This is a genomic window from Micromonospora sp. NPDC005298 (assembly GCF_040607375.1).
GTDB lineage: Bacteria > Actinomycetota > Actinomycetes > Mycobacteriales > Micromonosporaceae > Micromonospora.
Window position 1 is genome coordinate 82,190 of sequence record NZ_JBEXGP010000002.1, and the last position, 13,705, is coordinate 95,894.

A 13,705-nucleotide genomic window follows, 5' to 3' on the forward strand; every position below is an offset into this window, starting at 1 on the left:
CCGGCGGGTGGGGGAGAATACGACTGTGCGTGTCGGGTGCGTTCGGGAGAAGAAAGTCACTGTGAGCATCAACGAAGGGCGAGCACTGTGAGCCGGATCGTGATCATCGGCGGGGGGCCGGCCGGGTACGAGGCGGCCCTCGTCGCCGCCCAGCTGGACGCCGATGTCACAGTCGTGGAGGCCGACGGGGCCGGTGGGGCCTGCGTGCTCTCCGACTGCGTACCGTCGAAGACCTTCATCGCCAGCTCGGGTGTGGTCACCGGCTACCGGGACACCGAGGAGTTCGGTGTGCACTCGGACGGCCTGGAGGCGGTGACCGTCGACGCGCGGGCGGTGCACGGGCGGGTCAAGCGGCTGGCGCTCGCCCAGTCCGCCGACATCCACGCCAAGCTGCTCAAGGCGGGGGTCACCTTCGTGGCCGGCACCGCCCGGCTCGGTGAGGACGCCCTCGGGCACACCCACCGGGTTGTCGTCACCCCCGCCGACGGGTCCGACGAGTACTCGATCGACGCCTCCTCGGTGCTGGTGGCCACCGGCTCGACGCCCCGGCAGCTCCCCACCGCCGTGCCGGACGGCGAGCGCATCCTGACCTGGCGTCAGGTGTACGACCTGCCCGAGTTGCCCGAGCACCTGATCGTTGTCGGTTCCGGTGTGACCGGCGCGGAGTTCGCGAGCGCGTACCTGGCCATGGGGGTGGAGGTCACCCTGGTCTCCAGCCGCGACCGGGTGATGCCGCACGAGGACGCCGACGCCGCGTCCGCCATCGAGCGGGTGTTCCGCAGCCGGGGCATGGAGATCCTCAACAACTCCCGGGCCGACGCGGTGCGGCGTACCGCCGACGGTGTCGAGGTGGAGCTGTCCGACGGCCGCAGGGTCACCGGCTCGCACGCCCTGATCGCGGTCGGTTCGATCCCGAACACGGCCAACCTGGGCCTCGCCGAGTACGGCGTGGAGCTGGGTCGGGGCGGCTACGTCACCGTCGACCGGGTCTCCCGGACCAACGTGCCCGGCATCTACGCCGCCGGCGACTGCACAGGCGTTCTGCTGCTGGCCAGCGTCGCCGCCATGCAGGGCCGGATCGCGATGTGGCACGCGCTCGGTGAGGCGGTCCGTCCGCTGCGGCTGCGGACCGTCGCGGCGAACGTCTTCACCGACCCGGAACTGGCCACCGTCGGCGTCTCGCAGGACGAGGTGGACGCCGGGAAGGTGCCGGCCCGGCAGGTGATGCTGCCGCTGTCCGGCAACGCCCGGGCCAAGATGGACGACCTCGCCGACGGCTTCGTGAAGTTGTTCTGCCGCCCGGCCAGTGGTCAGGTGATCGGCGGTGTGGTGGTCGCGCCGAAGGCAAGCGAACTGATCCTGCCGATCACGATGGCCGTGGAGAACAACCTGACGGTCAACGAGCTGGCACAGACCATCACCATCTACCCGTCGCTGTCCGGCTCGATCACCGAGGCGGCACGCCAGCTGATGCTCCACGAGTTGGAGTGACGGCGGCGGGCGCTCGCCCCGGAGGCACTCCAGGTGCCCGGGGTGGGAGCCTAGGCGGCGATGCCCCGGGTCGGTGATCCGGAGCGGGCGAGGACGAGTGCCACCGCGGTGAGCACGCCGACCTCGGTGAGGATGAGCAGACGTTCGGCCAGTCCGATCAGCACGCGCTCACCGGGGTAGGCCGACCACACCATGGCCGCGGCCAGGACGAGGCTGGCCACGGCCAACCCGCGCAGCCACCGGGCGGCCGGTGTCAGCTGGTCCCGGCGGGCCAGCAGCCAGCCGCCGACCGGCAGCGACAGGAAGGCGACGACCGAGGCGTACCGGTGCAGGTAGGCGGCGGTGGTCATGGCGGTGCCCGGCTCGTTCGTCGGCACCACGGCGGCCACCGCCAACCCCGCCACCCACGCACCGAGCAGCAGTTCGACAGCCCGGTCGGGCGGCGGTCCGGTACGGCGCAGCCCGTACATCAGCGTCACCGTGGCGAGTGCCAGCACCACCATCGCCACGTCGATGACACCGCCCCGGTCGGAGACGGCGAAGTCGCTGATGGTCAGCGCCCACGGGTTGAGGTCGTCGTTGACTTCCAGGTGACCGATCACGGTGAGCAGCGCCGCCACGGCGATCCCGCCGAGCGCCAACAGGCCGGTGTTCCGGATAACAGGCATGCCTGCAGCCTGTCGCCGCAGGACCCCCAGCCGAATCCGGGACGCCCACCGAATTCCACCCCAGGAACCACCCCTACAGGCCCCGAAAACCAGGCCGATCTTGCACTTTCGGTCGTGCTCATGTGCGCCTTACCCGAGTTGTCGGGGCAGAAAGCGCAAGATCGCGCGGGGAGGGGGTTAGTCCAGGGGGACCTGGGTGGCGGCGGCGGTGCGGGCGTGGCGGGCGCTGATCAGGGTCATCGCCCATCCGGCGGCGGCGAAGCCGGCCGCGGCGGCGGTCGCGATGATGGCCAGCCGCCAGGCCGATTCGGTGAGCGCGGTGCCGCCGAGGTGCCCGACCATGGCGCCGTACGTGGCCCAGCCCAGCGCGGCGACCGCCTCGTAGAGCACGAACAGCCGGTACGGGTACCGGCTGCGGCCGGCCGAGAAGCAGGCCGCCATGCGGCCACCGGGCACGAACCGGCAGAGCAGGATGACCATCGGCCCGGGTTGTCGGAGCCCCTGGGTGACCCGGCTGGCCATCCGGCGGGCCCGGCTCGGCTCGGCGTGCCGGGGTGCCCGGCGGTCGGGGGCGCCCCGACCGAGCAGGTAGCAGGCCAGGTCGCCGGCGAACACGCCGAGCGCGCCGACGGCGATGGTGACCGGCAGGCTGAGCCCGCCGTAGACGGTGAGCGCACCGCTGGTGATCATGACGATCTGGGTGGGGATCACCGGGACGAAGGCGTCCGCGATCAGCAGAGCGAGCAGCACCAGGTACGCCCACGCCGGCGATGCGACGTCAGTCAGTAGTTCGGGCACGCCTGCCACCTCGCCGGATGCGGCCGATTGGGTGTATCGAGCCTGACGGCGTGTCCGCCGTCACCGTGGACAGCCCCGGCCCGGCGTGACCGTCGACACGGCCAGGCCACCCCGGTTCAACGAGGCGAACGGCGTTCAGGTGACGGTTCCGAGGGCCGTGCCACCCGCGCCGGAGCGGTCGGCGGATCGGGGCTCGTCGGCGTACCGTTGTCGGCGCGGCTCCGCCCGTCGGGTCCCCCGTTCCTGACGACCGCGAGCCGCCAGGGCCGCCGGCGGGTCCCGCGCCGGCGGCCCGCCCCTCGCGCACCGCCGTTAATTCGGGTGCGTCCCCGACCGCTCCACGGCTAGCGTCGCCGTATGCGCAGCGCGGTAGTAGTGACCACGACGCCGGGTGTCCCCGGCGCGCCGCTCTGACGTAACCACCGTCGACCAGGCCCCGGGGCGATCCGCCCCCGAGGGCCGCACGGCGTTCGGTGTCCAGGTCGCCTCCGGGTCGTACCCGATCCAGGAGCCCGACATGATCGACCACCGTAGGCTCGGCCGCGAGCTGGACCTCTTCGTCTCCGATCCGCTGGCCGGCGCCGGCCTGCCGATCTGGCTGCCCGCCGGCGCCGCCGCCCGGCACGCCGTCGAGGAGTACGTCCGGGAGTTGGAGCGCCGCTCCGGCCACCAGCACGTCTACTCGCCGCCGCTCGGCAAGCGGGAACTCTTCGAACTCTCCGGGCATCTCGGCTACTTCGCCGACGACATGTTCCCGCCGATGCGCCTGAGCGCCGACGACGAGTTCGTGCTCCGGCCGGCGCTCTGCCCGCACCACGCGCTGGTGTTCCGGGCCCGGGGCCGCTCCTACCGGGAGTTGCCGCTGCGGGTCGCGGAGCTGGGCGGCATGTACCGCTCGGAGCGTTCCGGGGTGCTCGGCGGGCTGTCCCGGGTACGCGCCATCTCGCTCAACGACGCGCACACCTTCTGCGCACCCGGGCAGGTGGGCGCGGAGGTCGTGGAGATCCTCGGGCTGATCCGGGCGGCGCACGCCGCGCTCGGCGTACGCCCGGCCGGTTTCCGGCTGTCGCTGCGCGGGCCGGGCGGGAGGTACGTCGGAGACGACGCGCAGTGGGCGCACGCCGAGGATCTGCTCCGGGGAGCGCTGGCCGGGGTGGAGTACGTCGAGGCGCCCGGGGAGGCCGCCTTCTACGGTCCGAAGATCGACATTCAGATCGTCGACGCGGCGGGCCGGGAGTCGACCATCTCCACCATCCAACTGGACTTCGACAAGCCGGAGCGGTTCGACCTGTCGTACACCGATTCGGACGGCGGCAGGCGTCGGCCGGTCATGGTGCACCGCAGTCTGGTCGGCAGCATGGAGCGCCTGTTCGCGTACCTCATCGAGGTGCACGAGGGCGCCTTCCCGGCCTGGTACGCGCCGGTCCAGCTGGTGCTGCTGCCGGTGGACGCCGGGCAGGTCGACGCGGCGGGCGAGCTGGCCCGGCGGGCCGTCGACGCCGGCCTGCGGGTCGAGGTCGACGTCGCCGGCTCGTTGGGTGCCCGGGTCCGGGACGCGGCCCGCCGCCGCGTCCCGTACCTCGGGGTACTGGGTGCCCGGGAGGTGGCCGACGGGCACCTCGCGCTGCGCCTGCGCGGCGGCGGTGCCCTGCCCCCGATGCCGGCCGCCGCCGCGCTCGCCCTGATCGGCGGGCAGGTCGCGGCCCGCTCGGCGGATCTGCTCCCCCCGGACTGACACGTCAGACCGACGCCGGTTGGGCGGCGGTGGCGGCGGGTTCCTCGTCGACCACCGCCCCGGTGAACTGGGAGCGGTAGAGCCGGTGGTACGCGCCCTGGGCGGCGAGCAACTGCTCGTGGGTGCCCTGCTCGACGATCCGGCCGTTCTCCATCATCAGGATCAGGTCGGCATCGCGGATGGTGGAGAGCCGGTGCGCGATGACGAAGCTGGTCCGGTCCGAGCGCAGCGCCGCCATCGCCCGCTGGAGCAGCACCTCGGTGCGGGTGTCCACCGAGCTGGTGGCCTCGTCGAGGATCAGCAGCGACGGCTCGGCGAGGAACGCGCGGGCGATGGTGATGAGCTGCTTCTCGCCGGCGCTGACGTTGCTGCCCTCCTCGTCGATCACCGTGTCGTAGCCGTCGGGCAGGCTGCGCACGAACCGGTCCACGAAGGTGGCCCGTGCCGCCGCGACGATCTCGTCCTCGGTGGCGCCCGGCCGGCCGTAGGCGATGTTGTCGCGGATGGTGCCGCCGAAGAGCCAGGTGTCCTGGAGCACCATGCCGATCCTGCCGCGCAGGTCGTCGCGGCGCATCGAGGTGATGTCCACCCCGTCGAGCGTGATCCGGCCGGCGTCCAGCTCGTAGAAACGCATGACCAGGTTGACCAGTGTGGTCTTCCCGGCGCCGGTCGGGCCGACGATCGCCACCGTGTGCCCCGGCTCGGCGACCAGCGACAGATCGTCGATCAACGGCTTGTCCGGGTCGTAGCGGAACGAGACGTGCTCGAACTCGACCCGGCCGTGCGGGTCGACGACCCGGGCCGGCTCGACCGGGTCGGGGGTCTGCTCGTCGGCGTCGAGCACAGCGAAGACCCGCTCGGCGGACGCCACCCCGGACTGGAGCAGGTTGGCCATCGACGCGAGCTGGGTGAGCGGCTGGGTGAACTGCCGGGAGTACTGGATGAACGCCTGCACGTCACCGAGGCTCATCGTCCCCGAGGCGACCCGCAGGCCACCGACGACGGCGATCGCCACGTAGCTCAGGTTCCCGATGAACATCATCGACGGCATGATGATCCCGGAGATGAACTGCGCGCCGAAGCTGGCCCGGAACAACTCCTCGTTCTTCGCGTGGAACGCGGCCTCCACCTCGCGCTGCCGCCCGAAGACCTTCACCAGTTCGTGGCCGGTGTACGCCTCCTCGATCTGACCGTTCAACTCGCCGGTGTGCGTCCACTGCGCGATGAACTGTTTCTGCGAACGCTTGGCGATCCGCTGGGTGACCAGCACCGACAGTGGCACCGCGACGAGGGCCACCAGGGCCAGTAGCGGCGAGATCCAGAACATCACGGCCAGGACGCCGACGACTGTCAGCAGGGACGTGAGCAGCTGGCTGAGGGTCTGCTGGAGGCTTGTGGAGATGTTGTCGATGTCGTTGGTGACCCGGCTCAGCAGCTCGCCACGGGGCTGCCTGTCGAAGTAGGGCAGCGGCAGCCGGTTGAGCTTCTCCTCCACCTCGGCGCGCAGCCGCAGCACGGTCCGCTGGACGACCCCGTTGAGCAGCCAGCCCTGCCACCACATGAGCAGGCTGGCCGCGAGGTAGAGCCCGAGCGCCAGCAGCAGCACCCGGCTCAGGGCGTCGAAGTCGATGCCCACCCCGGGCACCACGTCCATCCGGGCCAGCATGTCGGCGAAGCTGGCGTTGCCGCTGGCCCGCGCGGCGGCGACGGCCTGCTCGGTGGTGGTGCCCGCCGGCAGTTGCCGACCGATCACACCACTGAAGATCAGGTCGGTGGCGTGGCCGAGGATCTTCGGCCCGGCCACGCTGAACCCGACGCTCACCAGGGCCAACGTGATGATCGCGGCCAGGTGCAGCCGATGCGGGCGGAGCCGGCCGAGCAGTCGCCGGGCGGACGGCCCGAAGTTCATCGACTTCTCGGCGGGCATCCCGGCGCCCATCCACGGTGGGCCACCGCCCTGACGGCCCGGAGGCAGCCGCTTGGGCGTCGGGCCGTCCGTGGCCGACTTCTGCTCGGGTACGGCCGCGGTGGGCGGCGTCTCGCGGCCGGTCATGCCGGCACCTCCGTCGTCTGCTGGGAGGCCACGATCTCGGCGTACGTCGGGCAGGACTTGAGAAGCTCAGCGTGTCGTCCCACTCCGACGACCCCTCCGTCCTCGAGAACGATGATCTGGTCGGCGTCCACGATCGTGGAGACCCGCTGGGCCACGATCACCACGGCGGACTGCGCGGTGACCGGCCGCAGTGCCGCCCGCAGCCGCGCGTCGGTGCCGAGGTCCAGTGCGGAGAACGAGTCGTCGAACAGGTAGATCTCCGGTTTCCGGACCAGCGCGCGGGCGATGGCCAGGCGCTGCCGCTGCCCACCCGAGACGGTGCTGCCGCCCTGGGCGATCGGCGCGTCGAGCCCGCCGGGCATCTGGGCCACGAAGTCCCGGGCCTGGGCGATCTCCAGCGCCGTCCACAGTTCCTCGTCGGTGGCGTCCGGGTTGCCGTAGCGCAGGTTGCTGGCGACCGTGCCGGTGAACAGGTACGGGCGTTGCGGCACCAGCCCGATCCGTCGCCACAACTCGTCGGGGGCCAGCTCGCGGACGTCCACGCCGTCGACGAGCACGGCGCCGGCGGTGACGTCGACGAGGCGGGGGATGAGCGACAGCAGCGTCGTCTTGCCCGCGCCGGTGCTGCCGATGATCGCCGTGGTGGTGCCCGGGGTGGCCCGGAAGGAGATGTCCCGCAGCACCGGGTCGACCGCTCCCGGGTACTGGAAGCGCACCCCGCGCAGCTCCAACTCGGCCCGGGTGGGCAGTTCGGTGACCGGCGTGGGGGCGGGGACGACCGAGGAGTCGGTGTCCAGCACCTCGGTGATCCGCTCGGCGCAGACAGCCGCCCGGGGCACCATCATCAGCATGAAGGTGGCCATCATGACGGCCATCAGGATCTGCATCAGGTACTGCAGGAACGCGGTGAGCGCCCCCACCTGGATCGCCCCGGCGTCCACCCGCTGCGCGCCGAACCAGAGCACCGCCACGCTGGAGACGTTCAGCACCAGCATGACCACCGGGAAGATCAACGCCAGCAACCGTCCGGTACGCAGCGCGGTGGCGGTCAGGTCGGCGTTGGCGACGCCGAAGCGGTCCGTCTCGTACGGCTCGCGGACGAACGCGCGGACCACCCGGATGCCGGTGATCTGCTCGCGCAGTACCCGGTTGACCGTGTCGATCCGGGTCTGCATGAGCCGGAAGCCCGGCACCATGCGGCGGATGATCGAGCCGAGCGTGATGGCGAGCACCGGCACGCTGACCAGCATCAGCCAGGACAACCCGATGTCCTCGCGCAGCGCCATGAACACCCCGCCGACGCTCATGATCGGTGCCGCGACGAGCATCGTGCAGCTCATCAGCACGAGCATCTGGACCTGTTGCACGTCGTTGGTGTTGCGGGTGATCAGCGACGGCGCCCCGAAGCGGGCCACCTCGCGGGCGGAGAAGCGGTTGACGTGCCCGAACAACCTGGCGCGTACGTCCCGACCGAAGCCCATCGCGACGCGCGCGCCCAGGTAGACGGCGGCGATCGAGCAGACGATCTGGATGAGGCTGACCAGCAGCATCCAGCCGCCGGTGCGCACGATGTAGTCGGTGTCGCCCCGGGCCACGCCCTGGTCGATGATGTCCGCGTTGAGGCTGGGCAGGTAGAGCGAGGCCATGGTGCCCACGAACTGGAGCAGCACCACCGCCAGCAACGGTCTCTGATAGGTGCGCAGTTGGCCGCGCAGTAGTCGGATCAGCACGCCGGGTCCTTCGTGTCGGTAGGTCGTCCGGTCATCCGCGGGTCGTCTCCGCTGCCGATGACCTCGAGCAGGAACTCCCGGATGACCTGGGCCTTCGCCGGGTCGGCGTCGACCGAGGTGAGGGGGCGTCCGGAGTGCATGAGTGCGCCGAGCGCGGCCACCCGCTCCCGCCCGGCGGGGGTGATGGCGAGTCGGATGCTGCGCCTGTCGCTGTCGTCGCGCTGCCGCTCGACGAGACCGTCGCGGGCCAGTGTGTCGACGATGCCGGTCAGGGTCGCGGGGCGTACGAACCCCTTCTCGGCGACCTCGCGGTGGGGCAGTTCGCCGTGTCGGGCGAGCGTCAGCAGGGTGACCATGCCGGCCTGGGTGAGGCCGTGCTCCTCGGCGAGGTAGCGGTTCCAGCGCTGCCCGACGAGGTGCCCGGCGACCACCAGCAGCCGACCGAGCGGCACGTCCTGGAGGGTGACGAGTTCCACGTGGGCAGATTAGCTCCCTGATAGTCAGGGGCCAAACGAAATAACGACAGCAGTGGCGACGAACACGACCTGTAGGGCGGTCCGCTGCCCGAGCGGGGTGACCGGCCGTCCGGCGAGGGTCAACCTCCGGCGCGCGGCCGAGATGTTCGCCGGGAACATCGCGAGCATGAGCAGGGCGAGCCCGGCTGCCGCCACCCGGGCGGTCGCCGGGATCAGCAGGGCGACCGCGCCGACCAGCTCCAGCACGCCGGTGAGTGAGACCAGCAGGTCCGGGCGGGGCAGCCTCGGGGGGACCATGGTGATCAGGTCCGCGCGGCGTCGCCCGGCGAAGTGCGCGACGCCGGTCAGCACGAACATCACCGCCAGCCCGACCCGCAGTGCGGGGTGCCAGCCGTCGAGTGCGGAGATGCCGGCCAGGCCGGCGAGCCGGGCCAGCGCGGTGCCGACCACAAGGGCGAATAGGGGTGCCATCGGATCCTCCTCGCGAGAACTTGTCAGTGACAAGATTGCGTGCCGACGTGGCATCTTGTCAATGGCAAGATAAGATCGCGGCATGACCTCGGTGCGCGGCTACCATCACGGCGATCTCCGCCGCACCCTGCTCGCCGCCGCCGTCGAGGCCATCGACGAGGCCGGCCCGACCGCACTGAGCCTGCGCGACCTCGCCCGGCGGGCCGGCGTCTCGCACGCCGCGCCGGCGCACCACTTCGGCGACAAGGCCGGCCTGCTCACCGCACTGGCAGCCGAGGGTTTCGACAGGCTGGCCGAGGCGCTGGAGGCCGCCGACGACCTGCTGGCCGCCGGCGTGGCGTACGTCGACTTCGCCGTCCGGCACCGGGCGCACTTCGAGGTGATGTTCCGGCCCGAGCTGTACCGGGTCGACGATGCCGACCTGATCGCCGCACGGGGGCGCTCCGGCGCCGCGCTCCGCTCGGGAGTGGCGACACTGTCGACGGACGACGACGCCGACACCGACACCGACGCGCTCGCCGCCTGGTCCATCGCGCACGGCTTCGCCACGCTCTGGCTGGCCGGTGCCCTGCCGGACCGGGTCGGCGCCGATCCGCACGACGCCGCCCGTACGGTGTTGCGGCGCCTGTTCGGTTGACCGTCAGGGCTGCGGGCTGCCCGCCGGCCGGTCGGCGGGGGCGGTGGCGACGTACTCCCGCATGACCTCGGTGACCGCGCGCAGGAACTCGGTGGTCGTCGCCGCCTCCTCCGGGGTCAGCCGGCTCACCACCTGGTCCACGCTGACGAGCATCGGCCGCAGTGCCGCCAGGACCTCGTCGTACGCCTGCTCTGTCACCTCGAGCGCGAGGCGACGCCGGTCGTGCGGGTGTGGCGCGCGGCGTACGTGGCCGGCCTGCACCAACCGGTCGACCAGGTTGGTGGCCGACGCGGAACGGATGCCCAGCCGGTGGCCCAGCTCGACCGGCCCGAGCGGGTCGGAGCTGGAGATCAGGTGGTCGATGGCCGCCGCGTCGGTGGTGCCGATCCCCAGCCGGCGGGCCAGGGCGCCCCGGGTGTCGCCGGCGACGCGCAGCAGCTCACGCAGTGCACGCGCCGTCTCGCTGGTAGGGGTTGACGGGGGCCGCGCCATGGGTAAAAGCTAGCAGCTCGGGTAGCTAGAAAATCTAGCTACTAGAAGGAGGAGCTCAATGGCCGGGAGCGGGCGCGGACGCTGGTGGGGGCTGTTCGCGATCAGCCTGGGCGTCGCGATGATCATCGTGGACGCGACGATCGTGAACGTCGCCGTCCCGCAGATCATCCGGGACCTCGACATCACCTCGACGGACGCGCAGTGGGTCCAGGAGGCGTACACCCTCGTCTTCGCGGCGCTGCTGCTGGTCGCCGGTCGCCTCGCCGACCGGTCCGGACGCCGCCGGATGTTCGTCGCCGGGGTGGGCGTCTTCGTGGCCGCCAGCGTGCTGGCCGCGCTTGCCGGCTCCGGCGAGACGCTGATCGCCTCCCGGGTGCTCCAGGGCATCGGCGGCGCGATGATGCTGCCCACCTCGCTGTCGCTGCTCAACGCCAACTTCACCGGCCGCGAGCGGGGCATCGCCTTCGCCGTCTGGGGCTCCACCATCGGCGGCGCGGCGGCCCTCGGCCCGCTGCTGGGCGGCTGGCTGACCACCGAGTACTCGTGGCGCTGGGCCTTCGGCATCAACGTCCCGGTCGGCCTCGCCGTCGTCGTGGTCACCCTCGCACTGGTCGCCGAGTCCCGCGACGACCGCGCCGAGCGGGGCATCGACATCGTCGGCGCGCTGCTCTCCGTGATCGGCATGACCGGCGTCGTCTTCGCCCTCATCGAGGGCCGCACCTACGGCTGGTGGCAGCGGGAGAAGCCGTTCAGCCTCTTCGGGCTGGACTGGAACTTCACGCTCTCGCCCGTCCCGGTGGCCGGTCTGCTCGGCCTCGCCGCGCTCGCCGTCTTCCTCGGTCACCAGATGCGCCGCAACCGGGCCGGCCGCCCCGCCCTGCTCGACCTGTCGCTGTTCGGGATCGGGTCGTTCCGCAACGGCGTACTCGCCGCCGCCATCGTCAGCCTCGGCGAATTCGGGCTGCTCTTCGCGCTGCCGCTGTGGTACCAGAACGTGCTCGGCTACAGCGCGTTCGACACCGGTCTGGCACTGCTGCCACTCGCCGTCGGCAGCTTCCTCGCCAGCGGCATCGGCGCCCCCCTCACCCAACGCCTCGGTGCCGCGCGGGTCGTCCAGCTCGGCGTCGCCGCCGAACTCGTCGGGGTCGCCGGGCTGGGCCTGGTCGTCGCACCCGACACCAGCTGGTGGGCTCCGCTGGGCTTCCTCTTCGTCTACGGCATCGGCGTCGGAATGGCCACCGCGCAACTGACCGGGGTGTCGCTCTCCGAGGTGCCGGTGCGGCGCAGCGGGCAGGGCTCCGGCGTGCAGAGCACCGCCCGGCAGGTCGGCTCGGCGCTCGGCATCGCCGTGCTGGGCACCGTCCTGTTCGCCAGCCTCGGCGGCATCCTCGGCGACCGGCTGGCCGACCAGCCGGGTCTCGACGCCGGGCAGCGGGACCAGGTGGTCACCGCGGTCAAGGAGAGCGCCGGGGCGGCCATCGGCGGCCTGGCGGACGACCCGCGTACCGCCCCGATCGCCCAGGAAGCCCGCATCGCGTTCTCCGACGCGACCCGGTACGCCGCCTTCGCCGCCGCCGGCTTCCTCCTGATCGGCCTGGTTGCCTGCGCCCGGCTGCCCCGCACCCGCCCCGAGTCGCCAACCCCGACCGGCGCTACCAGCTCGTCGGCAGCGGCATCCCCTCGGTGAAGCCGGCGGCGCTCTGCACACCCACGACGGCCCGCTCGTGGAACTGCGTCAGGTCCCGCGCGCCGGCGTAGGTGAACGCGCTGCGTACGCCGGCGATGATCTCGTCGATCAGGTCCTCGACGCCGGGCCGGACCGGGTCCAGGTACATCCGGGCCGAGGAGATGCCCTCCTCGAACACCGCCTTGCGGGCCCGGTCGTACGGGCTGTCGTCGGCGGTACGGGCGCTGACCGCCCGCGCCGAGGCCATCCCGAAGCTCTCCTTGTACCGGCGTCCGTCCGGCTCGGTGTACAGGTCACCGGGCGACTCGTAGGTGCCGGCGAACCAGGAGCCGACCATCACGTTCGACGCGCCGGCGGCGAGCGCGAGCGCGACGTCGCGGGGGTGCCGCACCCCGCCGTCCGCCCAGACGTGCCGGCCCAGCTGGCGGGCGGCCGTCGAGCAGTCCAGCACGGCCGAGAACTGGGGGCGGCCCACCCCGGTCATCATCCGGGTGGTGCACATGGCGCCCGGCCCGACGCCGACCTTGATGATGTCGGCGCCCGCCTCGACGAGGTCGCGTACGCCCTCGGCGGTGACCACGTTGCCGGCCGCCACCGGCACCCCCGGGTCCAGCTTGCGGACCGCCCGCAACGCGGAGATCATCCGCTCCTGGTGGCCGTGCGCGGTGTCCACGACAAGCGTGTCCACCCCGGCCTCCAGCAGCGCGGCGGCCTTGCCGGTGACGTCACCGTTGATCCCGACCGCCGCCGCGACGCGCAGCCGTCCCCGGTCGTCCACCGCGGGCGTGTAGAGGGTGGCCCGGAGCGCGCCCTGCCTGGTCAGCACCCCGACCAGCCGGCCGTCGGCGTCCACCACGGGAGCGAGCCGGCGACGGCCCGCGGAGAGCAGGTCGAAGCCGGTACGCGGGTCCGCGTCCGCCGGGACCGTGTGCAGCTCGGTGGACATCACGTGCCGCAACTGGGCGAACCGGTCGACACCCAGGGTGTCCGCCTCGGTGACCACGCCCACCGGACGGCCGGCCTCGTCGACCACGATCACCGCACCGTGCGAGCGCTTGGGCAGCAGGTGGATGGCGTCGCCGACGGTCTCGGTCGGCCCCAGGGTGATCGGGGTGTCGTAGACCAGGTGGCGCTGCTTGACCCAGGCGACGACGTTCGCCACCACCTCGATCGGGATGTCCTGCGGGATCACCGCGATCGCGCCCCGCCGTGCCACCGTCTCGGCCATCCGCCGGCCGGCGACCGCCGTCATGTTCGACACCACCAGCGGAATGGTGGTGCCGGTGCCGTCGCCGGTGGACAGGTCGACGTCGAGCCGGGAGCCCAGGTCGGAACGGGCCGGCGCCATGAAGACGTCGGTATAGGTCAGGTCGTGCGCGGGAACCGCGCCGTGAAGGAACCGCACCCGGCCATCATTGCCGCTCGTGCTCCGTCCCGCCGCCGGTGGTCGTGGAAAACACTCCCGCC

Annotated in this window: 12 protein-coding genes; 4 read left to right on the forward strand and 8 right to left on the reverse strand. The window is 72.0% G+C overall.

Features of this window, described 5'->3' with window-relative positions; genetic code table 11:
• Window positions 1–87: 87 nt before the first annotated feature.
• Complete coding sequence (locus tag ABZS77_RS05015) at window positions 88–1,491, forward strand: NAD(P)H-quinone dehydrogenase (protein ID WP_354817405.1); 1,404 nt, start codon at window positions 88–90, stop codon at window positions 1,489–1,491.
• 50 nt (window positions 1,492–1,541) lie between these two features.
• Here the strand turns inward: ABZS77_RS05015 and ABZS77_RS05020 are convergent, their stop codons facing one another.
• Entirely contained in the window at window positions 1,542–2,159 is a 618-nt protein-coding gene (locus ABZS77_RS05020; protein ID WP_354817408.1) for a DUF998 domain-containing protein, read from the reverse strand.
• Window positions 2,160–2,336: 177 nt separating this feature from the next.
• Window positions 2,337–2,957 (reverse strand): DedA family protein, encoded by a 621-nt coding sequence (locus ABZS77_RS05025; RefSeq protein WP_354817411.1) that lies wholly within the window; start codon window positions 2,955–2,957, stop codon window positions 2,337–2,339.
• Window positions 2,958–3,474: 517 nt separating this feature from the next.
• Between ABZS77_RS05025 and thrS the strand changes: the two genes are divergently transcribed.
• The gene (gene thrS / locus ABZS77_RS05030; protein ID WP_354817414.1) at window positions 3,475–4,692 is read left to right on the forward strand and encodes a threonine--tRNA ligase; all 1,218 of its coding nucleotides are present in this window, start codon (window positions 3,475–3,477) and stop codon (window positions 4,690–4,692) included.
• A gap of 4 nt (window positions 4,693–4,696) precedes the next feature.
• Here the strand turns inward: thrS and ABZS77_RS05035 are convergent, their stop codons facing one another.
• From ABZS77_RS05035 to ABZS77_RS05050, 4 genes are read right to left on the reverse strand one after another with little or no spacing between them, the layout of a single operon-like run.
• The gene (locus ABZS77_RS05035) at window positions 4,697–6,745 is read right to left on the reverse strand and encodes an ABC transporter ATP-binding protein (RefSeq protein WP_354817417.1); all 2,049 of its coding nucleotides are present in this window, start codon (window positions 6,743–6,745) and stop codon (window positions 4,697–4,699) included.
• The gene (locus ABZS77_RS05040; RefSeq protein ID WP_354817420.1) at window positions 6,742–8,475 is read right to left on the reverse strand and encodes an ABC transporter ATP-binding protein; all 1,734 of its coding nucleotides are present in this window, start codon (window positions 8,473–8,475) and stop codon (window positions 6,742–6,744) included. Before ABZS77_RS05040 ends, ABZS77_RS05035 begins: the two co-directional genes overlap by 4 nt.
• Window positions 8,469–8,951 carry a MarR family transcriptional regulator gene (locus ABZS77_RS05045; RefSeq protein ID WP_354817423.1) on the reverse strand — a complete coding sequence of 161 codons (483 nt, stop codon included), beginning with the start codon at window positions 8,949–8,951 and terminating at the stop codon, window positions 8,469–8,471. The genes ABZS77_RS05040 and ABZS77_RS05045 overlap by 7 nt, the downstream gene beginning before the upstream one ends.
• Window positions 8,952–8,975: 24 nt before the next feature.
• Entirely contained in the window at window positions 8,976–9,422 is a 447-nt protein-coding gene (locus tag ABZS77_RS05050; protein WP_354817426.1) for a DoxX family membrane protein, read from the reverse strand.
• An 82-nt stretch (window positions 9,423–9,504) separates the two neighbouring features.
• Between ABZS77_RS05050 and ABZS77_RS05055 the strand changes: the two genes are divergently transcribed.
• Window positions 9,505–10,059, forward strand: a complete 555-nt coding sequence (locus tag ABZS77_RS05055; protein WP_354817429.1) for a TetR/AcrR family transcriptional regulator — start codon at window positions 9,505–9,507, stop codon at window positions 10,057–10,059.
• 3 nt (window positions 10,060–10,062) lie between these two features.
• On the opposite strand, the gene ABZS77_RS05060 is transcribed toward ABZS77_RS05055, so the two are convergent.
• Window positions 10,063–10,551, reverse strand: a complete 489-nt coding sequence (locus ABZS77_RS05060; protein ID WP_354817432.1) for a MarR family transcriptional regulator — start codon at window positions 10,549–10,551, stop codon at window positions 10,063–10,065.
• A gap of 58 nt (window positions 10,552–10,609) precedes the next feature.
• Between ABZS77_RS05060 and ABZS77_RS05065 the strand changes: the two genes are divergently transcribed.
• Complete coding sequence (locus ABZS77_RS05065; protein WP_354817435.1) at window positions 10,610–12,238, forward strand: MFS transporter; 1,629 nt, start codon at window positions 10,610–10,612, stop codon at window positions 12,236–12,238.
• On the opposite strand, the gene ABZS77_RS05070 is transcribed toward ABZS77_RS05065, so the two are convergent.
• Window positions 12,204–13,643 carry a GuaB1 family IMP dehydrogenase-related protein gene (locus ABZS77_RS05070; protein WP_354817438.1) on the reverse strand — a complete coding sequence of 480 codons (1,440 nt, stop codon included), beginning with the start codon at window positions 13,641–13,643 and terminating at the stop codon, window positions 12,204–12,206. The genes ABZS77_RS05065 and ABZS77_RS05070 overlap by 35 nt on opposite strands.
• Between the last annotated feature and the right edge of the window lie 62 nt (window positions 13,644–13,705).